General features: G+C 65.5%; 21 protein-coding genes. 10 read left to right on the top strand and 11 right to left on the bottom strand.

What is annotated here, in order from left to right; genetic code table 11:
- Positions 1-176: 176 nt before the first annotated feature.
- Positions 177-1,376 (top strand): MFS transporter, encoded by a 1,200-nt coding sequence (locus ABMA10_RS00810; RefSeq protein ID WP_431031100.1) that lies wholly within the window; start codon positions 177-179, stop codon positions 1,374-1,376.
- A 33-nt stretch (positions 1,377-1,409) separates the two neighbouring features.
- On the top strand, positions 1,410-2,090 hold the full coding sequence (locus ABMA10_RS00805; RefSeq protein WP_347867864.1) for a hypothetical protein: 681 nt from the start codon (positions 1,410-1,412) through the stop codon (positions 2,088-2,090).
- A 190-nt stretch (positions 2,091-2,280) separates the two neighbouring features.
- Here the strand turns inward: ABMA10_RS00805 and ABMA10_RS00800 are convergent, their stop codons facing one another.
- A complete protein-coding gene (locus ABMA10_RS00800) occupies positions 2,281-3,717 on the bottom strand; it encodes an MFS transporter (protein WP_431031099.1) in 1,437 nt (478 codons plus the stop codon).
- 195 nt (positions 3,718-3,912) lie between these two features.
- On the opposite strand from ABMA10_RS00800, the gene ABMA10_RS00795 reads away from it, so the two are divergent.
- The 3 genes from ABMA10_RS00795 to ABMA10_RS00785 all read left to right on the top strand — a co-directional run bounded on the left by ABMA10_RS00795 (position 3,913) and on the right by ABMA10_RS00785 (position 7,488).
- Complete coding sequence (locus ABMA10_RS00795; protein WP_347867866.1) at positions 3,913-4,125, top strand: heavy-metal-associated domain-containing protein; 213 nt, start codon at positions 3,913-3,915, stop codon at positions 4,123-4,125.
- A complete protein-coding gene (locus ABMA10_RS00790; RefSeq protein ID WP_347867867.1) occupies positions 4,122-5,141 on the top strand; it encodes a heavy-metal-associated domain-containing protein in 1,020 nt (339 codons plus the stop codon). The genes ABMA10_RS00795 and ABMA10_RS00790 overlap by 4 nt, the downstream gene beginning before the upstream one ends.
- Positions 5,142-5,223: 82 nt before the next feature.
- Positions 5,224-7,488: a heavy metal translocating P-type ATPase gene (locus ABMA10_RS00785; RefSeq protein WP_347867868.1), complete on the top strand. Its 2,265-nt coding sequence runs from the start codon at positions 5,224-5,226 to the stop codon at positions 7,486-7,488.
- Between the two features lie 487 nt (positions 7,489-7,975).
- Here the strand turns inward: ABMA10_RS00785 and ABMA10_RS00780 are convergent, their stop codons facing one another.
- Positions 7,976-8,530: a GNAT family N-acetyltransferase gene (locus ABMA10_RS00780; protein ID WP_347867870.1), complete on the bottom strand. Its 555-nt coding sequence runs from the start codon at positions 8,528-8,530 to the stop codon at positions 7,976-7,978.
- Between the two features lie 54 nt (positions 8,531-8,584).
- Positions 8,585-9,463, bottom strand: coding sequence for a LysR family transcriptional regulator (locus tag ABMA10_RS00775; protein WP_347867871.1), 879 nt, complete (start codon positions 9,461-9,463; stop codon positions 8,585-8,587).
- Positions 9,464-9,557: 94 nt separating this feature from the next.
- On the opposite strand from ABMA10_RS00775, the gene ABMA10_RS00770 reads away from it, so the two are divergent.
- On the top strand, positions 9,558-10,553 hold the full coding sequence (locus tag ABMA10_RS00770) for a nitrilase-related carbon-nitrogen hydrolase (protein ID WP_347867872.1): 996 nt from the start codon (positions 9,558-9,560) through the stop codon (positions 10,551-10,553).
- 11 nt (positions 10,554-10,564) lie between these two features.
- Here ABMA10_RS00770 and ABMA10_RS00765 read toward each other — a convergent pair whose 3' ends face one another.
- Complete coding sequence (locus tag ABMA10_RS00765) at positions 10,565-11,176, bottom strand: DUF998 domain-containing protein (RefSeq protein WP_347867873.1); 612 nt, start codon at positions 11,174-11,176, stop codon at positions 10,565-10,567.
- An 88-nt stretch (positions 11,177-11,264) separates the two neighbouring features.
- On the opposite strand from ABMA10_RS00765, the gene ABMA10_RS00760 reads away from it, so the two are divergent.
- The gene (locus tag ABMA10_RS00760; protein WP_347867874.1) at positions 11,265-11,615 is read left to right on the top strand and encodes a MerR family transcriptional regulator; all 351 of its coding nucleotides are present in this window, start codon (positions 11,265-11,267) and stop codon (positions 11,613-11,615) included.
- A 165-nt stretch (positions 11,616-11,780) separates the two neighbouring features.
- On the opposite strand, the gene ABMA10_RS00755 is transcribed toward ABMA10_RS00760, so the two are convergent.
- The 5 genes from ABMA10_RS00755 to ABMA10_RS00735 all read right to left on the bottom strand — a co-directional run bounded on the left by ABMA10_RS00755 (position 11,781) and on the right by ABMA10_RS00735 (position 17,635).
- Positions 11,781-13,268, bottom strand: coding sequence for an ADP-ribosylglycohydrolase family protein (locus tag ABMA10_RS00755; protein ID WP_347867875.1), 1,488 nt, complete (start codon positions 13,266-13,268; stop codon positions 11,781-11,783).
- Complete coding sequence (locus ABMA10_RS00750) at positions 13,234-14,112, bottom strand: carbohydrate ABC transporter permease (RefSeq protein ID WP_347867876.1); 879 nt, start codon at positions 14,110-14,112, stop codon at positions 13,234-13,236. Before ABMA10_RS00750 ends, ABMA10_RS00755 begins: the two co-directional genes overlap by 35 nt.
- A 208-nt stretch (positions 14,113-14,320) precedes the next feature.
- Positions 14,321-14,917, bottom strand: a complete 597-nt coding sequence (locus tag ABMA10_RS00745) for a carbohydrate ABC transporter permease (protein ID WP_431031098.1) — start codon at positions 14,915-14,917, stop codon at positions 14,321-14,323.
- A gap of 152 nt (positions 14,918-15,069) precedes the next feature.
- Positions 15,070-16,455 (bottom strand): ABC transporter substrate-binding protein, encoded by a 1,386-nt coding sequence (locus ABMA10_RS00740; RefSeq protein ID WP_347867878.1) that lies wholly within the window; start codon positions 16,453-16,455, stop codon positions 15,070-15,072.
- A gap of 184 nt (positions 16,456-16,639) precedes the next feature.
- The gene (locus tag ABMA10_RS00735) at positions 16,640-17,635 is read right to left on the bottom strand and encodes a LacI family DNA-binding transcriptional regulator (RefSeq protein ID WP_347867879.1); all 996 of its coding nucleotides are present in this window, start codon (positions 17,633-17,635) and stop codon (positions 16,640-16,642) included.
- A gap of 157 nt (positions 17,636-17,792) precedes the next feature.
- On the opposite strand from ABMA10_RS00735, the gene ABMA10_RS00730 reads away from it, so the two are divergent.
- On the top strand, positions 17,793-18,722 hold the full coding sequence (locus tag ABMA10_RS00730) for a ribokinase (protein ID WP_347867880.1): 930 nt from the start codon (positions 17,793-17,795) through the stop codon (positions 18,720-18,722).
- 18 nt (positions 18,723-18,740) lie between these two features.
- On the opposite strand, the gene ABMA10_RS00725 is transcribed toward ABMA10_RS00730, so the two are convergent.
- A complete protein-coding gene (locus ABMA10_RS00725; protein WP_431031097.1) occupies positions 18,741-19,340 on the bottom strand; it encodes a hypothetical protein in 600 nt (199 codons plus the stop codon).
- Between the two features lie 297 nt (positions 19,341-19,637).
- Complete coding sequence (locus ABMA10_RS00720; RefSeq protein WP_347867882.1) at positions 19,638-20,528, bottom strand: MurR/RpiR family transcriptional regulator; 891 nt, start codon at positions 20,526-20,528, stop codon at positions 19,638-19,640.
- 205 nt (positions 20,529-20,733) lie between these two features.
- Between ABMA10_RS00720 and ABMA10_RS00715 the strand changes: the two genes are divergently transcribed.
- Both ABMA10_RS00715 and ABMA10_RS00710 read left to right on the top strand, forming a co-directional pair.
- Positions 20,734-22,056 (top strand): MFS transporter, encoded by a 1,323-nt coding sequence (locus ABMA10_RS00715; RefSeq protein ID WP_347867883.1) that lies wholly within the window; start codon positions 20,734-20,736, stop codon positions 22,054-22,056.
- Positions 22,053-23,216 (top strand): anhydro-N-acetylmuramic acid kinase, encoded by a 1,164-nt coding sequence (locus ABMA10_RS00710; protein WP_431031096.1) that lies wholly within the window; start codon positions 22,053-22,055, stop codon positions 23,214-23,216. Before ABMA10_RS00715 ends, ABMA10_RS00710 begins: the two co-directional genes overlap by 4 nt.
- Positions 23,217-23,242 lie beyond the last annotated feature (26 nt).

Genomic DNA, 23,242 nt, shown 5'->3' with positions numbered 1-23,242 from the left:
AGCGTCATGCACAGTCGTCACGGCGTCCACAGTGTCGCCGAGTTTCGTCCTCGACGCAGCCCGCGAGGCATGACCGCACACCACTCCGTGAGACGCGGCTCCGGAGCAGGCCTGACCGCGTCAGACGGTATCTCGAGGCTGCCGAGGAGTTCATCGTTCTGCACACTGGGATGTCGATGATCCGCGTCGCGGGCCGTGGCCGCGGCTTCGCCTTCGCCATCACGGCCACCACGCTGCTGATGATCGCGGCGAGCGCGCCCTCGCCGTTCTACCCGCAGTTCGCCGAACAGCTGGGGTTGCTGCCGGTCGCGACCACGCTGATCTTCGCCGTCTACGCGTTCACGATGCTCGTGGCACTCCTGCTCACAGGATCGATCTCCGACACGGTCGGTCGGCGTCCCGTCATTGCGGTTGGTTCCGTCCTCCTGGCCGTGAGTCTCGCGGTGTTCTGGCTCTCGGAAAGCCTGACCATGCTGCTCGTAGCTCGGTCACTCCAGGGGGTCGCCGCGGGCGTGCTGCTCCCCGCCCTGTCCGCCATGGTGGTCGATCTGGCGCCTCCCAAGCATATGGACGCAGCCTCGCTGTGGAACACGATCGCGGCCATGATCGGACTCGGCATCGGGGCGATCACCGCAGCGGTCGTGTTGGATCGCGCTGCCGATCCGGCCGCGGCGGTGTTCGGGACTCTCGCTGTCGTGTTCCTTCTCGTCGCCGCACTCGTGTGGACGACGCCGGAGCAGTCGCACTCGGCTCGCCCGCGGCTCGGGCGCACCGTCCCGAGACTCGCGGTTCCTGCCCATCTCCGTCGTGCACTCCTCGTGGCGGTACCCGCGATCATCGCCGGTTGGGCGACGAACGGGCTGTTCCTCGCACTTGGATCCGCGGTCGTCGCGCACGAGTTCGGCGCGACGACGCATGCGGCGCAGGCCAGTACCATTCCGGTCTTTGCCGTGTCGGGCATCATCGCGTCCGTGGTGCTGCACCGGCGTTCCGCCCGCGTCGTCAGCGTGTACGGCACGTCCGCGCTCGGCATCGGCACGGCGCTGAGTCTCGGCGCCCTGGCCGTGCACTCCTTCCCGTTGTACCTGCTCACCGTCGCGGTCGTCGGGACAGGCTTCGGAACAGCGTTCATGGGGGTGCTGAAGACCCTGATGCCGCGTGTGTCCGAGACGGAACGCGCGGCGGTCATGGCCGTCGTCTACACGGTCTCCTACCTCGCCTTCGGCGTGCCGACGATCATCGCGGGCCTGCTCGTTCCAGTCATGTCTCTCCAGGGGACGATGACCTCGCTCGGGATCGTGATCGTCCTGCTCTCTGCGGTCGCGACGGTGAAGCGCCTCCGCATCCGGGACCAAGCGCGCGGCGATGCTGGCTGAAAGACGCCAGCCCATGTCGCGAGAGAGGACGATGTGAACGCTCGGCTGGTCCTTGCAGACGCGCAGAGTGCGCGCGATGCGTTGCATTTCGCGGGGAGGGCGTCGCGCATCGGCAGCGACGGGGTGCGGCTGCAAGCATCCACCGGCACCCTCGTGATCTCCTCGGCGGGGCTCTCCCCGCGCGGCCTGTTCGACCGGACGCCGACCGTCATCGCCCTGCGTGTGCTCCGGGCAGATCCTGAGCTCGAGTGCGACCTCGTCGTCGAAACGCTCTCAGCGACCGATGCTCCTGCCGCACTCGCGCTGCCGGCGAGCGCGCTCGCGCCGCCCTGGGCCGCCCTCGCGCTGCCGAGAGGAGGATGGATGAAGCGCGACGAGCTGTCTTCGGCGACGCTCGCGGCGAGGTCCCGGTGGGGCATCTCCGCGGTCGCCCACGCGCTCCCCGACAATCCAGGTGAGGATGTCGTGCGAGCCGTGCGAGGTAAGGTCTGGGGCGAGCCGGAGGATGAGTTCGGGGGCCTGCCGCGAGGGGTCTCGTTCGTCGCATCAGCCTTCGGTTTCCTCGGCGACGAGCCTGAGACTGCGATCGTCACCGTCTCCGGGCGATGGACGAGGCTCACCCTGGAGCGTGGGCACGTGCTCTCGCTCGGCCCGGTTGCGAGCGGTCTGACCGAGGTACGGAGAACGGGCGCGCGGCCACGCTCCGCGGAATAGCCCGTCTGCCGGACAGCGCTGCCGGGTGCATCAGGCAGGTCACGCCCGACACACCCGGCAGCGCCGCCATCGCGGTCCCTACTGAGGAGGCGCTGTCACTCGACCCTCTCGGCGTTTGGCGATCCGTCGTAGGCGATGAGCAGCTGTGGAGTGGAGATGGGTGTTCCCTTCTCTTCCACGATGCTCGATCTCACGAGTCGACCGAGAGTGACTCGTGGGATGCGTGATCGGGTGCCCGCAGCTTCCGCATCGCCGCAGCGGTGACGATTGCGCCGATGAGCGCCAGGATTCCGGCGCCGAGGAATGCTGCGGAGTAGCCCTGGGTGAGCTCCCCCGCGGTGGCGTCATGGCCGGTGATGCCGTACACGATCGCGGTGAGCACAGCGAGTCCGAGGGCGGAACCGATCTGGTAGCTGGTGCTCACGAGCCCCGAGGCCACACCGGTTTCCGCGGGTGGGGCAGCGTTGATTGCGGTGCCGAGCGACGGCACAAAAGCCAGGGACATCCCAAGCGCCGCGAGCAGTGACGCGGGGAGCACGTCGACCGCGTAGATCCCGTCTGGGCGAATGAGCGAGAGCCATCCGAGCCCGAACGCGAGAATCGTCAGTCCGCTCACGATCAAGGACTTCGCGCCGAATCGTCGCTGCAGACGGGGCGCCAGAGCGATCATGACGAGCACCACGAGACCGGTCATCGGCAGGAGCGCTGCCCCGGCTGCGAAAGCGCTCGCGCCGAGGACCTGCTGCAGGTAGAGGTTCAAGAAGAACCACATCGACACCCACGCGGCGCCGAGCATCAGCTGTGCCCCATTGGCCGCACCGAGTCGGGGTGCGCGCAACAGGCCGAGGCGGAGCAGCGGATTGCCACTGCGTGCCTGAATGATGAAGAAGACCACCAGGAGCACGATTCCTGCGGCCAACACTCCGAGCGTCTGCACCGTGAGCCAGCCGATCTCCGGCGCATTCACGACTGCATAGACGATCGCTGCGAGGCCGGCGGTCACCGTGACGGCACCGGCGATGTCGATCGATCCAGACGCCTTCCGAACGGTGCGGGGCAGCGCACTCGCAGTGAAGACGAGCACGAAGAGGGCGATCGGAATGGTGACGTAGAACACCCAGGGCCAGCTGACGTACTCCGTGAGTACTCCGCCCAGGAACACTCCAGCGCTGCCGCCGATCGGCGCCGCTGCGCCGTAGACGGCGAATGCCTTGGGGAGGTCGGAGGTGCCGCCGAAGAGCATCATGAGCAGCGTCAGCGCCGCTGGCGCGATGAGCGCGGATCCGGCGCCTTGCACGGCGCGTCCTGCGATCTCCATGCCGACGCTGCTTGCTGCTCCCGCGATCAGCGATCCGGCAATGAGGATGATCCAGCCCAGGACGAAGATCTTGCGAGCACCGAAGGCGTCGGAGAGTCGACCGCCCAGCAGCAGCAGGCCGCCGAACGCCACGACATAGGCGTTGAACACCCAGGACAGCGATTCCGGCGTGAACCCGAGCTCGCGCTGGATGTCGGGCAGGGCGACACCGATGATCGAGGTGTCCATGATGACGACGAACTGCGCCGTGGCGATCAGCACGAGGCCGAGCCACCGCTTGGCTGGTGATATGGGTGGATGGATTGGCATGTGATTCCTCCTGAGAAGCTGCCGGACATACTTGGTCGCGCTACAACTTATACCCATAGGGGGTATCGGTATGGCTTTCTGCGCCGGTCGCGTCTCGGCACGCGCGCCCAGTGTTGCGGAGTACCCCAGTGGGGTATACGGTTGTGGCGTAGCGATACCCACTAGGGGTACCGTCATGAACGAGAGGAAACCGCGATGACCACGAACGAGTACCAGGTGACGGGCATGACCTGCGGACACTGCGAGATGTCGATCCGCGAAGAGGTCGGTCAGATCGCCGGAGTCGAGGTCACCCAGATCAGCGCCCAGACCGGAGCGCTCGCTGTGTCCAGCACCGATCCGATCGATGACGCGCAGATCCTCGCGGCCGTGGAAGAGGCGGGGTACTCGGCGGTGCGCACCGTATGAGGACGGGCGCACGCCTCGCCGTGTACGGGCTCGGGCTCGCGGTGGCGTTCGGCGGCGCAATGGCGATCGCTCGAGCCGTCGTCCCCGCCACCGTCGTCGCGGAATGGACGGAGGGAGCTGAGACGAGCGGACACACCGACGGGCACTCCGGAACGTCCGACGAGCCCACCTGGGCCACTGCCGATGTCGCCGCTTCTGAGGCGGCCGCTCCCAGGGGCCTGTCGCTCGGAAGCGACGGCTTCGTCCTGTCAGTCGTCGAAGCACCAGGCACCGTCGGCCAGGCCGGCGAACTGCGGTTCCAGATCCAGACGCACTCAGGCGAGCCGGTGACCGACTACACGACGGCCCACGACAAGGACCTCCACCTCATCGTCGTCCGCTCCGACGGCAGCGGTTTCCGTCACGCCCACCCGACGCTCGACCAAGCGGCCGGCACCTGGTCGCTTCCGTGGACCTGGGAGGCCGCCGGCAGCTACCGCGTGTTCGCGGACTTCACCACAGCCGACCCGGAACCTGTCGCGCTGACCCTCACACGCACCGTCGAGGTGGCAGGGGAGGTCACGCCGGTCGTCCCCAAGCCTGTTGCCGTCAGCCAGGTGGACGGCTTCGAGGTATCCCTCGAGGGCGATCTGTCAGCCGGTTCGTCGAGCGAACTCACGATCACCGTCAGCCGTGATGGCAAGCAGGTCTCGACCCTCGAACCGTACCTGGGAGCCTTCGGCCATCTCGTGGCGCTCCGCGAAGGCGACCTCGCCTTCCTGCACGTCCACGCCGACGGCGACGAACCCGAGTCCGGCGAGACCTCGGGACCCGCGATCACGTTCTTCGCAGCAGCCCCCACCGCTGGCCGCTACCTCCTCTACCTGGACTTCCAGGTCGACGGGCAGGTGCACACGGCCGAATTCGTACTCGATGCGAGCCACGACTCGAGTGACACAAGCTCCTCCGACCCGACGAGCAGCCCAGGCCCTGCAGACACCACGGACTCCGACGGCGGGTCGCACTCGGAGCACTGACGTCAGGCGTCGTCTCCAGGCACCGACGTCACCGGCAGAGGGGCAGCTCTGCGGATCGACAGAACACCAGAAGGAACCACAGATGAGCACATCAACACCCGCCACCGCGGGATCCGGCATCGAGTTGGAGATCGGCGGGATGACCTGCGCCTCCTGCGCGATGCGGATCGAGAAGAAGCTCAACAAGCTCGACGGCGTCGTCGCGACGGTGAACTACGCGACCGAGAAGGCGAAGGTCACCGTCCCCGACGGCTACGACCCTGCCGCGCTGATCGCCGAGGTCGAGAAGACCGGCTACACGGCAGCGCTTCCGGCTCCGAAGCGCGGCAAGGGTGATGCTGCCGCATCTGCCGATGACGATGCTGATCGCGAACTCCGCTCCCTCCGCAACCGCGTGATCGGCTCAATCGTCCTGACCGTGCCCGTGATCCTGATGGCCATGATCCCGGCTCTGCAGTTCACCTACTGGCAGTGGGCGTCGCTCGCGCTCGCCGCGCCTGTCATCGTCTGGGGCGCCTGGCCGTTCCACAAGGCCGCTTGGACGAACCTCACGCACGGTGCAGCGACCATGGACACGCTCATCTCGATGGGTACCTCGGCTGCATTCCTCTGGTCGCTCTACGCACTGTTCCTCGGTACGGCCGGTGTCGCGGGGATGACGCACCCGTTCGAGTTCGCCCTGGCCCCGTCCGACGGCGCCGCGAACATCTATCTCGAGGTGGGCGCCGGGGTGACGATGTTCATCCTCGCTGGTCGATACTTCGAGAAGCGGTCCAAGAAGCAGGCGGGTGCGGCTCTCCGCGCCCTGCTCGAACTCGGCGCGAAGGAGGTCTCGGTACTGCGCGGCGGCGTCGAGACGAAGATCCCCGTCGAGGATCTGGTGGTCGGCGACGAGTTCATCGTCCGGCCGGGTGAGAAGATCGCCACGGACGGTGTCGTGGTCTCCGGCACGTCCGCGGTCGACGCATCGATGCTCACCGGTGAAGCAGTGCCCGTCGAGGTCGCGGAGGGCGACACCGTCACCGGTGCCACGACGAACGCCGGCGGCCGGCTCGTGATCCGCGTGACCCGCATCGGCTCCGACACACAACTGGCACAGATGGCGAAGCTCGTCGAGGACGCGCAGACCGGCAAGGCCGAAGTGCAGCGTCTCGCTGACCGGATCTCCGGTGTCTTCGTGCCGATCGTCATCGTGATCGCCGTCATCGCACTCGGCGGCTGGTTGGGCGCCGGGTTCCCCGTGACCGCGGCGTTCACGGCGGCGGTCGCCGTCCTCGTCATCGCATGCCCCTGCGCTTTGGGCCTCGCGACACCGACCGCTCTGCTCGTCGGAACCGGGCGCGGAGCACAGATGGGCGTGCTCATCAAGGGGCCGGAGGTCCTCGAATCGACCCGCGCGGTCGACACGGTCGTCCTCGACAAGACGGGCACGGTCACGACCGGCAAGATGACACTCGTCGATGTCGTGCCGGAGTCCGGCACCGATCGTGCCGATCTCCTGCGACTGGCCGGAGCGCTCGAAGACGCTTCCGAGCACCCCATCGCACAGGCCATCGCCAAGGGAGCGACGCAGGAAGTCGGCGTGCTGCCCACTGTGGAGGGCTTCACGAACCTGGAAGGTAAGGGAGTTCAGGGCATCGTCGACGGGAGCGTCGTCCTGGTGGGGCGCGAGTCGCTGCTCGCCGAGTGGTCGCAGCAGCTGAGCCCGGAACTGGCGGCCACGAAGGCCCGCGCCGAACACGAGGGCAAGACCGTGGTCGCCGTCGGCTCGGACGGACGCGCGCTGGGGATCCTCGTCGTTGCCGACACGGTCAAGCCGACCAGCGCGGAAGCCATCGCGCAGTTCAAGGCGATCGGTCTGACGCCGGTACTGCTCACCGGTGACAACGCAGCCGTGGCTCGCCAGATCGCGAACGAGGTGGGCATCGACGAGGTCATCGCCGAGGTCCTGCCGAAGGACAAGGTCGACGTCGTCAAGCGGCTGCAGAGCGAGGGCAAGGTCGTCGCGATGATCGGTGACGGCGTCAACGATGCACCCGCGCTCGCGCAGGCGGACCTCGGTCTGGCCATGGGCACCGGTGCGGACGTCGCGATCGAAGCCTCCGACATCACACTCGTGCGCGGCGATCTGCGGAGTGCTGTCGATGCGATCCGCCTGTCCCGTAAGACCCTCGGGACGATCAAGACGAACCTGTTCTGGGCGTTCGCCTACAACGTCGCGGCGATCCCCATCGCAGCGCTCGGGATGCTGAACCCGATGCTGGCGGGTGCAGCGATGGCGCTCTCGAGCGTCTTCGTCGTCGGCAACAGTCTGCGCCTGCGCGGCTTCAGGAGTATCGCGAAGTAGCCCATGTCCCGCGGGTGGGGAGCACGATCACCCACGTGAGCGTTGCAGGTCCGTTTCCATACCGACCCGTGCAGGGCGTCGTATCGTGGCGGAGTGAGCGTTCTTATCGAGGTCGACGGAGAGCAGTTCCGCGTCGAGACACGAACAGATTCCGATCGCCGACTATCCATCGACTTCACGTGGCTGAATGGTCCCGCGGGCGGGACCTACGGCTTCACGGTCGCATCCGGGACGCGCGAGGCCGCGGGGACAGAGGAAACCCTGACCCGGGCGCAGATCGAACACACAGCAGCCGGTTTTGTGCTCGCGTTCTTCGCAGACGGAGGAATTGGGGCTTCCGACTTCCCAGAATTCGTCTTGTCGCGTCGGACTTGACGCCAGTCGATACGCCCGGCGTGAGCGCCCATTCGAACCGAGACGTGCGGGAACGCGGTCATCACCAAGCGTCCCGGACGCCCAGTCCGCGGAGCTCAGCGCCGTGCTGCCATCAATCAGGCCAGCCTGGTTGAGCGCTCCGATCATCGTCACGACCGAGTCGACCAGTCCACGATTCGACCAATGCGCCGTCTCGGCCAGGCACGATTCCGAGGGCCGCTCCCGTAAACCGAAACCCGAGCTTCTCAGCAACCCTCATCGATGCAGTGTTCCCGACCACACACTCCCATCGAACCTCAGACCAGTCGGACCGCTCGAAGACGGCATCGATCACAGCTTCCAGCGCTTCGGGCATGATGCCCCGTCCGCGGTGCGGCCGCCCGAGCCAATAGCCGACCATGCCACTGTTCATGCGCACTCCGACGACGCCGAGCACGTTCTCGCCATCTGCTTCTCGAATGGACCAGGTCCACTCCGTGCCGCTCGACCAGCCGCGCGGCACGTGCTCATCGACGAAGAACCGGGCATCCTCCCGCTCGTACGGCCATGGCGTCGTCATGAACCGTTCGAACTCCGGCTCTGTGCAATAACCAGCGATGTCATCAATGTCACTCGCCGTCGGTTGGCCGAGTACCAAGCGTTCGGTGTGCAGAGAGAACGGATCCATGCTGCGCAAGCGTAATGCTGTCCCGACCGAAAGGCGGTCTGTGGAGACGGCCGGTCACCTGCCGCCCGGGGGCTCCAGTTCGTCGAGGAAGCCGCGGACGACCGGCGTCTCGTTGTCGGGCCGCCAGGCGACGCCGACGCTCCAGGATGCTCCGCGGCCGCTGAGGCGCACCATCTCGACGCGCGGCGGTGCGACGATCCCAGCGCTTTCCGGCACGATCGCGAAGCCCACCCCGGCGGCGACCAGAGCCAGCACGGTCTGCAGGTCGTCAGCATCCTGAATCGCTGCCGGTTGCGCGCCCAGAGCGACGATGAATCGAGAGGTCTGGGCCGCCAACCCAGGACCCCGGCTGGCTGAGAGGCGCACGAGTGGGTGCCGGTCGAGCCATTCAGCGAGCAACCGGTCGTTGCGCGGGGCCTCCCATCCGGTGGGGTGGGCGATGGCGAGGTGGTCGGTGAGCACGGGAACGCTGTGGAGGTCGACTGGAATGGGGAGGCGCGCGAAGGCGATGTCGAGACGACCGTTGCGCACCAGCTCGAGCTGAGCCGACGATGACATGTCTTCAAGACTCACCGAGACTCCGGGCGTCTTCGCACGGAAGGCGGCGACTGCGCGAGGGGCCACAGTGATGCTCGACAGACCGAAGCCCACCGTCAGGCGTCCCTCCTCGCCGCCGGCGACGCGCTTCGCCCGTGCGTCGAATCGCGCGGCGAGGTCGACGATCTCACGCGCGTCGTCCAGCAGAGCGAGGCCGGCGGCCGTCAGCTCGGAGCCGTGTCGGCCTCGATGGAACAGAGATGTTCCCACGATCGCTTCCAGCTGCTGGATCTGTTTGGTCAGAGCCGGCTGGGTCAGCGAGAGTGTGATCGCGGCTCCGCTGAACGTCGTTTCGCGCGCCGCATGGACGAATGCCCGCAGCAGACGTAGTTCCATTCCTTCAGGTTATACAGAAGCACCCAGAATTGATTGGAGAATATCCAACCGATCGCGTTTGCTGGAGAGCGACCACCGAGAATGGAGAGCCCCGATGACCGACGATCCAGCCGACCTCAGAGTGTCCGTTGTGCAGTTCGAAGCGGTTGCTTCCGACAAGGAGCGCAACCTTGCAACGGTGCGCCGTCTGGCGTCTCAGGCGGCGGCCGACCGCGCGCAACTGGTCGTCTTCCCCGAGATGTGCCTTCTCGCCTACTGGCACCTCACGAAGACCACGGCCGAGCGCCTCCACGAGCTGGCCGAGCCCGCCGACGGCCCGCTCGTGCGGGCGCTCCAGGAGATCGCGGCCGATCTCGGCGCGGGTATCGGAGCCGGCTTCCTCGAGGTCGATGGCGGGAAGCTCTACAACTCCTACGCGCTGTGCTTTCCCGACGGGACGGTCCACATCCATCGCAAGCTGCACGCGTTCGAGCACGACGCGATCTCGAGCGGTGACGACTACACGGTCTTCGACACCCCGTGGGGAGTGCGGATGGCCATCCTCATCTGCTGGGACTGCAACCTCGTCGAGAACGTGCGAGCGGTGGCGCTGCTCGGCGCGAAGGTGCTGCTCGCCCCACATCAGACAGGCGGAACCAGCTCACGCAGTCCGCACGGGATGAAGGTGATCCCGTCGGAGCTGTGGCACAACCGAGCCGAGGGCCCTGGGGCCCTCCTGGACGCGGTGAACGGACCGGACGGGCGCGGGTGGCTCATGCGGTGGCTGCCGTCGAGAGCGCACGACAACGGTATCTTCGTCCTCTTCAGCAATGGAATCGGTCCGGATGACGACGAGGTCCGCACGGGCAATGCGATGATCCTCGATCCGTATGGTCGGATCGTCGCCGAGACGCCCGTGGCCGACGAGTCCGTCGTGACCGCGGACCTCGACCTCGATCTGCTGCCGCTCTCGACCGGGCGTCGGTGGCTACTCGGGCGACGCCCCGAGCTCTACTCCCTGCTCACACAGCGTTCCGGGCTCGAACGGGATGCCCGCACCGCCCGGCACTCGCAGGCACCCGTGCCCGACGACTTCCGCATCGAGGGCTGACGTCGTGTGTCTCATCCGGCCGCGATACCGAGACCCGCAACGAGGGGCGCGAGGGTGACGACGAGGATGAAGACGCGTTCGGCGAGTCCGAATGTGCGGCTGCGCAGCGGACGCACGAGCAACGAGACGACAAGCGCGATGAGGGCGACCATGGCGATGGTGTCGAGGACGGAGAGCACGCCGCCAGCGCCTGTCAGCCCTGACCCGCCCAGGAGTCGCCCGAGCGGTCCGATCGTGGCGTAGGCGATGGTGAACCACCCCACTGCGAGGAGCAGATGCACTCGACCGCGGAGCGTCGTGCGCTGCCCTGGCCCGTCGGTCGGGACCCAGGGCATGACCGAGAGCACGACGGCCAGCACGATCAACCAGGTTCCGACCGGCACCCGCTGCGCGCCGAGCGCAGGATCAACGAGGACGCTCAGCCCGAGGGCGGCCCAGCCGGCCGCTGCCGCCCAGGACGAACACGTCGAGAGAGCACGTGTCACGGCAGACGACGAAGCGGCGTAGTCGCTGACGGTGTCCCGGACCGGGTGGATCCCGGCCGGCCGCAGATGGAGTGTCACGAAGACCACCAAGCGGATCACGAACAGCACAGCGGCAACCTGGGCGAACAGCACGGACATACAGCTTCTTCGACGGTGCGAAACGACGCGGACGCGGCGCGGTTTCAGCGGTAAAGTCTCAAGTGACTTGAAGGTCAAGAGGAGGACGATGCGAATCGGTGAACTCGCCCGCCTGACCGGAATCGCTCCGTCCGCCATCCGGTACTACGAAGAGCGCGACATGTTCAGCCCCGGCCAGATCCTGCGCTCATCAAGCGGCTACCGTGACTACACACCGGCGGCGCGACAACGGCTCGACCTGATCCTCGCCGGACGCGCAGCCGGTCTCTCACTCGATCGCATGCGGACGCAGATGGCGAACTGGGACACCATGAGCGACAGTGCACGTGCTGATCTGCTCGACGAACAACGAGTGAGGCTCGACGAGCAGATCGCCGTTCTCACGCGCAGCCGGGACACCGTGGCCGCCGCATCGGCCAGGTTCCGAAGCGGGGGCTGAGAGCCCCAGCCGGACCGAACGGCGCATGTCGCGCGACAAGAGCGGAGCCGCCCAGCTCAGGGCAGCTCCGCTCTTGTCGTGGCGCGAGTTCACGACATCAGGATGAGCAGGTAGCCCCTCGTGACATCTGAGCGCGTTCCAGCAAGCGGATTGCGCATCTCTGCATCAAGAGAGGTCGTTCATGACCTTGAGCGTGCGATCAACCTGTTCTTCGAGCACGATCTCGCCGTATCCGAAGACTGCACTGACGGTGCGTCCGTCGAGAGGTTCCACCCAGTGCGAGGGGATTCCGTTGAACCCGTTGTAGATTCCGGCCCAGGATCCAGCCGAGGCGCCGATCGAATCCGAGTCGAGTCCTGCCTGCACCGAAAGAGCTATGGTGCGGGTGAAGTCGCCTTCACCCCACAAGATGGCGGCGGCCAGTGCCCCGGCGTTGTTTATGGTGTGGACCCAGCTCATGCCTTCGTACCGCTTGTCGAGCGCGTCGGCTGCGCTCTCCCAGCTCTTGCCTGCGGCGAAGTCGTCCGCAACTCGTCTGATCTCTTCTGCGAGTCGGGAGCGCGCAGGGATGTGACGAAGGGACTCTCGTATGGAGGCTTCGGGGGATTCTGCTGTGAACGCGGAGGAGATGAGCGCGGCGGCCCACATCTCGCCGTACACGCCGTTCGCCCGATGACTGAGGATCGCGTCTCGGTGAGCGAACTCAGCAGCACGGCGAGGATCGCCAGGGAACACGAATCCGAAAATGTCCGCGCGGATCAGTGCACCAATCCACTCGCGGAACGGGTTCTGAAACTCGCCCGCATCGTCAAGAGGAACTTCGCGCACGAGATTGTTGTACGTGGCGCGTTCGGCGGTGTAGGTCTGTTGGAGTGGCAGCCGCAGCAGCCATTCCCTCGCCACGTCATAGGTGGTGAAGTCCTTGCCGTAGGTCTCGAGCAGGTGCAGTCCGAGGACCGTGTAGTCGACGTCGTCATCTCTCACTCCGCCCTGGATTCCACCGCGCCGCAGCGTGTCATAGGACATCCACTCGGCCGCGAAGAACCCATCCTCGCTGAGACGGTCTGGGTCGATCGGGACGTAGTCCTCGAGCGGATATGCGGATTTCGACTCCAGGTACGCCTTCAAGACGGGGCGCTGGAAGCCGTGTTCCACCGGTTTGCCGAGCATGTTGCCGGCCACCCGCCCGTACCAAGCACCGCGGATCTTGTCGCGGAGAGCGTCACCGCGCGGCGGCTCGGTCACCTCCGCGGCCGGCAACTCACCGACGATCGCCTCAAGCGAGGACTCCTCGAAGTAGCGCCAGTCTGCGGGCGGCGCGAGCGGAATCTCGGCATAGATCTCCAGCAGCGCGGCGTCGTCAGCACCTGTCGCACTGAGACCGGAAAACCTGGCTCGAAGATCGGAGACATCGTGTCCTGTCTCTTCGGCTTGGGGGAGCTCGCTGATCACGAGACCGAACGGTTCTTGGGACATGCCAGACTCGCGTTCGACGTCAGAAATGTACTCCACGGATTCTCCTTCGATTGAGCAGGCCGACTGGCCTGCAGTGCGGAACTGAAAAAGGCGTTCTCTTCGGTGATGCGCGTTGTGTTGCTCACGGAGCCGGGCCGCTTCGTCAGCCCTTTGTTCCCGAGCTGGCGAGTCCGGCAACGAATTGGCGCTGCATGAAGAGGAACAAGATGATGAGGGGGACGACGATGATCACCGATGCTGCGTTGATCAGATTGAAAAGCTGCGTCTGCCCCTGGCTGAAGTTCAGGAACGTTGTCGAGATCGGTAACAGGGCAGGGTCCAGGATGAATGTGACGGCGAACTGGAGTTCCCCATATGCGGCCAGACCGACGACGAGTCCGACGGTGAGAAGTCCCGGCCAGGTGAGCGGCAGAATCACCCGACCAGCTACCTGCAGTTCGTTTGCCCCATCAAGCCGGGCTGCTTCATCCAGTTCTTTTGGAATATTGACGAGGAACGTACGAAGTAGAAGTACGGCAAACGGTGTATTCAAAGCGATGTAGATGAGGATCAGGCCTTGGAGCGTGTTCACCAGGCCGAGCTTCACCCACAAGAAGAACAGCGGCACGATGAACGACTGCACCGGCAGAGAGATGATCACGAACAGATAGGTCTGGAATCCGCTTTTGAAGGGCAGATCCAGCCGTGCTAACGCATAAGCGGCCAGACCTGCACAAATCCAGGTTCCGACGACCGTGAAGAACACAATAATGGCGGTGTTGAAGAGACCTTGGCCGATGCCGCCACGCTCCCACGCTTCCGCGAAGTTGCCCCACTGCGGACTGAGTGGAGGTCCAATCGGGTTCGTAGCCAGTTCCGCAGAGCTCTTGAGCGCATTGAAGAACATCACCACGATAGGGAATGCCGCGACGATCGCGAAGAAGACAAGAATGACGTAAGCAATCGGAGTGCGGCCCGAGCCGCCAGGCCGTGGATCGGCGGAACCGGCCTTCTTGAGTCGTCGTAGTGAGGACGTGGACATCAATTTTCCTCCTTGCGTCTCAGGTAGGTGATGACGCCGATCACAACGCCAGAGATCAAGGTCAGCGTGAGGGCCAAGGTAGTTCCATAGCCGGCTTCGCGTCCGACGATGGACGTTCGGTTGATGAGGAGCGCTGCTACGTCGCTTGAACCGGCGGGGCCTCCTCCGGTCAGGACGCGAGGCATGTCGTATACGAGGAGACCCGCGATCACCGCGAAGCTGATCGAGAAGACGAGCATCGGTCGGATGCCCGGGATGACGACGTGCCAGAATTCCCCCAGACACCCACACCATCCAGGCGGGCAGCTTCAACGAGAGCGGGGTCAACAGTTTTGATTGCGGCAAAGAAGAAGACCATCGAGAAGCCGATGAAGCTCCACACGTGCACACCGATCACTGTCGGCAGAGCGAGCTCCTGAGACCCGAGGAAGTAGACGTCGTTGAGCCACGTGATCCCAATCGCGTCGAGGGCCGACGCGATTCCGGTCTCCGGACTCAGCAGGTTTCGCCAGATCTGCGCGACGACCACGCTGATGAGCAGGAACGGAATGAAATAGATGGCACGGAAGACAGTCGATCCTCGACGGACACGCGTCAGGAGGAACGCGCCGAGAAGTCCGAGTGCGGTGGGAACGATGACCAAGACGACGAGGTATACGGCATTGTTGCGCATCGTCGACCAGAACACGTCGTCGGTCAACATCCGCTGCCAGTTGTCGAGTCCGATGAAATTCGGCGGACTGATGCCGTTCCAGTCGGTGAAGGAGTAGCCGATGCTGCTTACTGCTGGCCCGCCAATGACCAACAGGTTGACGGCGATAGCAGGGAGGAAGAACAGGAGGGCGACTCGTCGCGATCTCCGCTGTAGGAGGCTCCGACGGGGTCGGTTCCGTCGGCGGCCAGCGACGCGCGAGTTGCTGGCCGCCGCGGCGCCGGTCGTGACGTCACTCGAATCGATCACCGTGCGTCCGTCGCCCAGACTGAGGGCACGTCTCCGGATGCGATGTCCTCCTGGGAGGCACTTTCGAGGCCCCCACAGAAATCGGCTGGTGTCATGTCGTCCGTGATCAGTTTCTCGGTGTTCGTGACGACGAATGCCTCAGACTTCGGCCCGAAGGATGTATAGGTGACGTAGCCGACCATGCTCTCCGCGGAAGCTTCGTTGATCTGGGTGTAGTGCTCCACGATGCGAGGATCGACGTTGTCGGGTACTTGAGACGGGTCGAAGTCGATAGGAAGCGGAGTCGCACCATCAACTCCCGCCGCCACGTCCGCCCAAGCTGCGTTGTCGTTGGTGTACAGCCAGGCAAGGAACGATTTCGCAGGTTCCGTGTCGCTGAGCTGGGCGTTCACGGAAGCTGTTCCACCCACAGCGAGGGCATAGACGTTCGCCGGCACGTCATCGCTCAGGGGAGGAAGCGGTACCCAGTCCCACTCTGAGGTGTTGCCGTCGGCGCCGAAATAGGCCGGGAGCTGGGTGAAGTCGTAGCTGCCTGAGATGAACATTCCAGCGGCGCCACTGGCAAAGTCCTGATAGACCGCACCGAAGCCCTTTGTGAAGTACTTCTCGGTACCTCCACCGATCCAGCCTTTGCCGAAGTAGTCGACCATGGTGGTCGTGGATTCCACGCACGGTTCGTCAGCCCATGATGCGTCGCCGAGTAGTGCGTCGTGAATGTATCCCGGCCCGGCGACCTGATTGAGCAGAGCAGAGAGCGTGATCTCGACGACTGCCCGGTAGTCCGCGTTACCTCCAGCGAAGGGAATGACGCCTTCGTCGACCATCTCGTTGGCGAGCGCTTCTAGTGAGGCACGATCGGTCGGCGGCTGCCAACCATGCTCTTCGAAGAGAGTCTTGTTGTAGAACAGGACGAGTGACTCATAGGCCGATGGAAGTGCCACGACTTTGCCGTCCACGGTCCCCGCTTGCAGAGCCCAAGGGAAGATCTTGTTGTCCAAACCGTTCTCTTTGACGAGATCGGTGAGATCCGCGAGGTAGCCGGCCTCTGCGTAGGGCCCCACAGTGGACGGGCCTGCTGCCCCGACGATGCTTGGGCCCTGGCCGGCGGCCAGGGCAGTTCGCTGCTTATCGGCAACGGCATCAGCCGGCATGAAGGTGATGTTGACCTCTGTACCCGGGTGGGTTTCGGTGAAACCGTCGTAGGTGGCCCTGATCGTCGCCTCCTGCGACTGATCCGGGGGCGCCGCCGCCCACATCTCGACCGCTCCGGCACTCGACGTCGAGCTCCCGGTGCAGCCTGAAAGGACGAGCCCAACGGCGAGTACTGCTCCTGTTGTCACAGCGGCGCGGCGGCGGCGGCGAATGGTTGCGGGGGTGAACATGAATGCTCCTTTGCTTTCAGGGCTGAGTTGGTCGGTGTCGGGACCCGGGATGAATCCTGCGAGGTGGACGGAATGAGCGCAGAGACGGGCGAACCTCGTCCAGGGCAGGCGGCTGCAATGCCCATGCGCCCTGAAGCGGGCGCGGGATGGTCGTTCTGGAGAGGCCGCTACCTCCGCGGCGGCCTCATGCGGACTCGCGTAAGACGAGCGAGGTGGGCAGCACACGGGTGACGTATGGTGCGTCGGCTCCCAGCACGATGCGCTCAAGCAGCAGTTCAGCGCATGTTGCGCCCGTCAGGCTTGCCGGGTTGGTGATGGTTGTCAGCTGCGGAGTGACAAGAGCTGCGGTTTCGATATCGTCGAAGCCGATGACCGCCAAATCCTCCGGAATTCGAATGTTCAACGCTCGAGCAGCATCCATGACGCCGATGGCGATGAGGTCATTGGCGCACATGATCGCTGCTGGGCGCCGATCACCGTGGAGGAGAGACATTGCTGCGGCGAAGCCGCCCTCGCGAGTGAACGGTGTATGGCGGATCCAGTCGTCTTGGACATTCAACCCGAGGGCGTGTGCCGCGCCGAGGAAGGCAACGAGCCGGTACATCCCGTTGCCCTCAGGGCCATCGACGAAACCGAGATCGCGAACACCGTTGCCGTGGAGGTACTTCACCGCCTCGCCAAGACCCACTGAGTCGGCGGTGACAACAAGGTCCGTAGCGATGAGCCCGCTCAGGCCGCCGACGACCACGACTGGTAGGTCTGGTCCGACGATCCTGCGCAAGTCAGCGGTGGAAGTTGCAAGTGAGTGCATGACGATGCCATCAACACGTCGCGCAACCATCTCTTGAAGCGCCGCGCGTTCTCCTTCGGGATCTCCGTCGGTGTTGGCGATGAGGGTCATGAACCCGGCGTCATTGACCCCGTCGAGAAGAGCACGTGCCGAGGCCGGATAGTACGGGTTCGCGATATCCGGAATGATCAAGGCCAGGGTCTGTGTGCGCTGCGTACGCAGGCTTGTCGCCAACCGATCCGGTCGATAGTCGAGTCGTTCGACTGCGTTCAGGATTCGGGCACGTGTCGCGGGGGCCACCGGGCGGCGGCCGCTCAGAGCATGGGAGACGGTTGTCGGGCTCACCCCTGCTTCGGCCGCGACGTCGGCGATCCGTCGCGATGGAACCATGAGATGCTCCTTCGCAAATCGGTTTGTGTTAGTGGCTGGGACCAACCATGCTCGGCATTTCCGGGGCTGTCAATAGGAATAGCTACGCAAACGACTGTTTGGGTTTTGCATCTGTTTGCGCCCCGATTGCGCGGCGCGAGCACGCTAGCCTGCGACGATGAATGAGATCGTCGTCCTCGGCAGCGCCAACATGGACCTCGTGGTGCGGCAGCCGCGACTACCGCACCCAGGCGAGACCATCTCCGGTCTCGCGTTCACCACCATCCCGGGCGGCAAAGGCCTGAATCAAGCAATAGCAGCCGCGCGAGCCGGCGCGTCAGTGAGCTTCCTCGGCGCTGTGGGTCGCGACGTGTTCGGATCCGAACTGCGTGACTGTCTGCAACGAGACGGCATCGATGTGCGGGGCCTCCAGGACGTCGACGTCGACACCGGCACCGCTCACGTCTCGGTGGTCGACGGGGGCGAGAACGCAATCGTCGTGGTACCGGGGGCGAACGACTCGATCACAGCGCTCAGCGATGTCGCAAAGAAGCAGATACGCGAAGCAAGATTCCTTCTCGCCCAGTTCGAACGACCTACCGCCCTGATCCTCGAAGCATTCCGCCTCGCCAAAGAGGCGGGTGTCACGACCGTCTTGACCCCCGCCCCCGTCCGCGAGATCTCAGAGGAGCTGATGACACTCGTTGACGTGCTCGTCCCAAACGCGCAAGAAGCCTGCGAACTCGCAGGAGTCAGTGACGAGGAAACGGCTGCGACTCACCTCAGCCGCTCGGTTGGTCTCGTGGTCATGACTCGCGGATCACGGGGGGCGCTCGTCGCCAAGGAAGGCGAACTCATTCGAACGGTTCCTGCGCTTCCAACGCGTCCTGTAGACACGACTGCCGCGGGCGACACGTTCGTGGGCGCGCTCGTTGCGATACTGGTAGAGGGAATGCCACTCGAGCATGCCCTGTCAGCAGCTACGGCCGCCGCGTCGATTTCTGTGACGCGAGAGGGCGCTTCGACATCGATGCCCACTCGTGCGGAAATCCTGGAACTTGCAACACTCTCCAAGCTCGTGAAGCACCCGCTGGACACCGTCGTCTGAAGGCGGCGGCGCCTCGTCTCACCGCCACTTTTCCAGTTCGCTGTCGACGCGCGGGTCTGATCTCACCCGCACCTCACCTGAGGTGGCGCCGTCCGGAGTCGCGACGATCGACAGACCCAGAAGCTCGGCCGTTTTCAGAAGTTCGTCGCGGACCGGGCCCGCCTCCTGAACCGAGCGTCTGCTGAAGACGTAGTGCTCCTCCGAATCGCTGATTCGCTCGTTATACCCGCCGTCGGCCCACATCTTGCAGAACTCGTCGAGCGCCGCCTGGTCCAGCTTCGGCATCGCGGCGATCTCACGGCGCCTCTGATCGCGCCACTGATCGAGTCTGCGCGTCTCGTGAACCCAAGCGAGCTCGGGGTTCTCGAAGCGGCCGTCCGGCAGCAGGCTGTCGTGGTCGATCTCCCACGGACCGTGGTTGTCGAGGGCGGCGAACCCGCTATGGGCGAAGCGCAATGCCAGGTCGGAGGCGTCGGTCCGCCGTTCGTATCGGCGGTACTCGACCTCGGCGTGCTCGCCCTCACGCATGCGTGACACGATACCGAGCGCGGTCTCGATGACCAGCGCCTCATCGGTGAGCACGCGTTCCAGGCGGAAGGTCGTGTTCTCCTCGCTCACGTGCTGCGCGATGAACGCGTTGAACGCCGTCGAGAACTTGAGATGGTCGCGATCACCCATCGTGAACGAGCTCCGATGACCGTCGTCATCCCAGAACACCAGCTGTCTGTCACTCATCGGCACCTCTCGACGCATCAGGGGTTGTCAGAGGGCACGAGCGACCTCTGTGTTGACGGTGTTCGCTGCAGTCACAGGCTACGACGAGACCGCGGATGCCGACGCTACCACTCACGAGCGCGGTGCTCACCCCCTGACCAGCGCGGCAACCCTCCGATCCATCACATCTGGACCAGGACGTCACTCGGAGGAGCGACGCTCCCTCACCGCGTCGAACGTCCGTTGGAGGGCCGCGGTGGATGCTTCGTAGTCGAGCTGGGCGACACCGATGAAGAGGCAGTCGACGACCATCAGCTGCGCGATGCGGCTTCCGAGCGCTCCCGAGCGGAACGCCGTCTCCCGAGCAGACGTCTGGAGGACGATGTCCGCACTGCTCGCCAGGGTCGACTCCGCGTGGTTCGTGATCGCGATGGTCGTCGCCCCGGAGCTGGCCGCGAGACGGAGGAAGTCGACGGTGTCCGCCGTCGCACCGGAGTGCGAGATCGCGACGGCGACCGCATGCTCGTCGAGGATCGCCGCAGCCGTCCACGCGGCATGCGGGTCGGGCCATTCGAGCGCCACCCGTCCGATACGCGAGAGCTTGCGCTGCAGGTCGACGGCGACGATCGAGCTCGCCCCGACGCCGAAGATGTCGACGCGGCGAGCGCCTGCGACCGCGGCCGCCGCGCGGGTGAGCGCTTCCGTGTCGAGCGCCTGGGCGGTGTCGGCGATCGAGAGGGATTCGTTCGCAGCGACCTTCGCCACGATGTCGTCGAGACTGTCTCCGGCCACGATGTCCGGCGACTGCGCGTTCGTCCCGGCCAGCGCGAGTCGCTCACGGAGGTTCTCCTCGGTCAGATCGTGTCGGAAGTCCTTGAATCGGTCGTAGCCGATCTTCCGCGTGAAGCGCACGACCGTCGTCGTCGACGTCGATGCCTCCTCGGCGATCTCAGCCACGGACCTCGTCGCGAATGCGCCCGGGTCTGCGAGGAGTGATTCGGCGATCCGCCGTTCGGAGGGTCGGAGTTCGTCGAGACGAGCGCGTACCTCGGTGGACACCGCCCGGGACGGCCTGCGGACGTCAGCTCCCATCGATGCTCCCCTCGTCGGTCAACACTGTACCGTCGGCACCGCTCAGCCGAGTGTATGGAAAGTACCATCCGCGGGCGAGTTGTGTATATTTGTGACCTGAACTCGACGGCCAGCGCTCCTCCATCCGGGCGAACCGGCCGCCACGTGCAGCGGGGCACCGCGGGTGCTTCTGCGCGCACACGATCCAGGAACCAAGGGAGGTCCCGTGACCAGCTCCACATCGCGCAGCGACGTGATCAGCAGCACCGCCCGACGCCGGGCGATCGTCGCCGGCAGCGTCGGCAACTTCATCGAATGGTACGAGTTCGGGATCTACGGGTTCCTCGCCACGATCCTCGCCGCTCAGTTCTTCAGCGACGGGCAGCAGACCGGCATCGAATCGCTCATCGCGACCTATGCGTCCTTCGCGATCGCCTTCTTCTTCCGCCCGGTCGGCGCGGCACTCTTCGGCCGGATCGGCGACCGGATCGGTCGGAAGCCGACGCTCATCCTCGTCCTGGTGATGATGTCCGTTGCGACCGCACTCATCGGTGTCCTCCCGACGTACGCGTCCATCGGCATCGCGGCACCCATCCTGCTCACCATCGTGCGCATCCTGCAGGGTCTCTCCGCCGGCGGTGAGTTCGGCGGCGCCGTCTCGGTCATGACCGAGTTCGCGCCTGCAGGGAAGCGCGGCTTCTACGGATCGTGGCAGTCGTTCACCGTCGCACTCGGCCTCCTCGGCGGTGCCGGTACCGTCGCGTTGCTCTCGGCGATCCTGTCCGAAGCCGATCTGGCAGCGTGGGGTTGGCGGATCGCGTTCCTCCTCGCACTCCCCCTCGGCGCGGTCGCGCTGTTCCTCCGCCTCAAGCTGGAGGAGACTCCTGAGTTCCAGAAGGTCGCCGCCGCAGGCACCACCCAGGTCGCCGAACCGGTCGTCCGCGCCGGCGCAGCGGAGACCGCGAAGGCGATCCTCTTGGGGATCGGACGCTTGATGGGTTGGTCTGCCGCGGGCTACACCTTCCTCGTCGTCATGCCCTCCTATCTGCAGAGCAGCCTCAACGCGTCCTTCCAGCAGGCGCTGATCGCCACCGTGCTCGCGAACGCCGGCTTCGCCGCGACGATCCTCCCGGCCGGCTGGCTGTCGGACAAGATCGGTCGACGCTGGGTGATGCTCACCGGCACCGGGCTCATCGTCATCCTGGCGCTGCCACTGCTCAACGTGCTGCAGGACCCCGACCTCGGCGTCGGCGTCCACGGCCTCGCCGTGTTCATCGCCGGAGCGATCGTGGGCATGATCGCAGGCCCAGGGCCCGCCATGCTCGCCGAGATGTTCCCCACATCCGTGCGCTACACCGGCCTCGGGCTGTCCTACTCGATCTCGAACGCCGTGTTCTCGGGCAGCGCTGGGCTGATCATCACGTCGCTGATCGCCTCGACCGGCAACGTCGACGTCCCGGCGTACTACGTGATGGCGACGTGCCTGGTGAGCGCGATCGCCATCGGCACCCTCCGCGGGAACGCGCACCGGACGGAGCTTCGCAAGTGAGCCGGCCGATGCGCGTCATCGGGCTCATGTCCGGCACCTCTCACGACGCGATCGACGCCGCCGCTGCCGAGATCAGCGTCGACGGCGACACCCTCGTCGTCCGACCACTCGGAATGATCACCGCCGCGTACCAGCCGGAACTCCACGCCATGATCACCGCAGCCCTGCCGCCCGCGAGCACCAGCGTCGGCGACGTCTGTCGGCTGGACACCCGGATCGGGCAGGCGTTCGCGGACGTCGCGGTCCGGGCCGTCGCGGAACTCTGCGAAGGGGATGCCGACCTCATCGTCTCCCACGGTCAGACCATGTACCACTGGGTCGAGGGCGGTCGCGTCGGAGGGACGCTCCAGCTCGGCCAACCGGCTTGGATCGCCGAGCGCACCGGCTGCACCGTCGTCGCGGACCTGCGTTCGCGAGATGTCGCCGCCGGTGGCCAGGGCGCCCCGCTCGTGAGCATGATCGACGCGCTCTGGCTCGACGGGCAGACCGCCGCGGCCGTCAACCTGGGCGGCATCGCCAACGCCACACTCGTGCGCCCGGGTCGCGACCCGATCGCGTTCGACAGCGGTCCGGCGAACGCCCTCATCGACGCTGTCGTCGCCGAACACACGGGCGGTGCCCGACAGTTCGACGTCGACGGTGAGCTCGCAGCGCGCGGCACCGTGCACGAGGACACCCTCGACCTGCTGCTGCGCGAGCCCTACTACGAGCGCCCCGCACCGAAGTCGACCGGTAAGGAGCTGTTCCACCTCGAGTACCTGCGCGAGCGACTCGCAGGCCGCCCGACACTCTCGGTGGAGGACCTGGTCGCGACCCTGACCGAGCTCACGGCGCGGACCGTCGCCGACGCGGTCCGAGGGATGGACCGCGTCATCCTCGCCGGCGGCGGGGTACGCAATCCGCAGCTCGTCGGGCGCATCCGTGCCGCACTCCCCGACGCCGACGTCGTCATCAGCGACGACGCGGGACTCCCGTCCGATGCGAAGGAGGCACTCGCCTTCGCCGTTCTCGGTTTCCTGACCGTGAACGGGCAGGCGGGTTCCCTGCCGTCTGCGACCGGCGCCTCGCATGGGAGCGTCCTGGGTGCGATCGTCCCGGGAGAATCGCTACCGCCGCGAACGCTCGACGTGCCGCCCCGGCGGCTGCGGTTCGAAGCATGACCGCCGACAATCGCTCTGATCCACAC

Origin of the sequence: Plantibacter sp. RU18 (assembly GCF_050613355.1) — a bacterium.
In the GTDB taxonomy this organism is placed as follows: domain Bacteria; phylum Actinomycetota; class Actinomycetes; order Actinomycetales; family Microbacteriaceae; genus Plantibacter.
This window is presented reverse-complemented; position numbering and strand designations above follow the sequence as displayed.

What these genes read in the sequence shown, in the direction of transcription:
- ABMA10_RS00720 (WP_347867882.1), bottom strand. Translation starts at nt 20,528, where the DNA reads ATGGGAGCTGACGTCCGCAGGCCGTCCCGGGCGGTGTCCACCGAGGTA.
- ABMA10_RS00760 (WP_347867874.1), top strand. Translation starts at nt 11,265, where the DNA reads ATGCGAATCGGTGAACTCGCCCGCCTGACCGGAATCGCTCCGTCCGCC.
- ABMA10_RS00740 (WP_347867878.1), bottom strand. Translation starts at nt 16,455, where the DNA reads ATGTTCACCCCCGCAACCATTCGCCGCCGCCGCCGCGCCGCTGTGACA.
- ABMA10_RS00785 (WP_347867868.1), top strand. Translation starts at nt 5,224, where the DNA reads ATGAGCACATCAACACCCGCCACCGCGGGATCCGGCATCGAGTTGGAG.
- ABMA10_RS00810 (WP_431031100.1), top strand. Translation starts at nt 177, where the DNA reads ATGATCCGCGTCGCGGGCCGTGGCCGCGGCTTCGCCTTCGCCATCACG.
- ABMA10_RS00750 (WP_347867876.1), bottom strand. Translation starts at nt 14,112, where the DNA reads ATGTCCACGTCCTCACTACGACGACTCAAGAAGGCCGGTTCCGCCGAT.
- ABMA10_RS00770 (WP_347867872.1), top strand. Translation starts at nt 9,558, where the DNA reads ATGACCGACGATCCAGCCGACCTCAGAGTGTCCGTTGTGCAGTTCGAA.
- ABMA10_RS00780 (WP_347867870.1), bottom strand. Translation starts at nt 8,530, where the DNA reads ATGGATCCGTTCTCTCTGCACACCGAACGCTTGGTACTCGGCCAACCG.
- ABMA10_RS00790 (WP_347867867.1), top strand. Translation starts at nt 4,122, where the DNA reads ATGAGGACGGGCGCACGCCTCGCCGTGTACGGGCTCGGGCTCGCGGTG.
- ABMA10_RS00730 (WP_347867880.1), top strand. Translation starts at nt 17,793, where the DNA reads ATGAATGAGATCGTCGTCCTCGGCAGCGCCAACATGGACCTCGTGGTG.
- ABMA10_RS00735 (WP_347867879.1), bottom strand. Translation starts at nt 17,635, where the DNA reads ATGGTTCCATCGCGACGGATCGCCGACGTCGCGGCCGAAGCAGGGGTG.
- ABMA10_RS00795 (WP_347867866.1), top strand. Translation starts at nt 3,913, where the DNA reads ATGACCACGAACGAGTACCAGGTGACGGGCATGACCTGCGGACACTGC.
- ABMA10_RS00800 (WP_431031099.1), bottom strand. Translation starts at nt 3,717, where the DNA reads ATGCCAATCCATCCACCCATATCACCAGCCAAGCGGTGGCTCGGCCTC.
- ABMA10_RS00765 (WP_347867873.1), bottom strand. Translation starts at nt 11,176, where the DNA reads ATGTCCGTGCTGTTCGCCCAGGTTGCCGCTGTGCTGTTCGTGATCCGC.
- ABMA10_RS00775 (WP_347867871.1), bottom strand. Translation starts at nt 9,463, where the DNA reads ATGGAACTACGTCTGCTGCGGGCATTCGTCCATGCGGCGCGCGAAACG.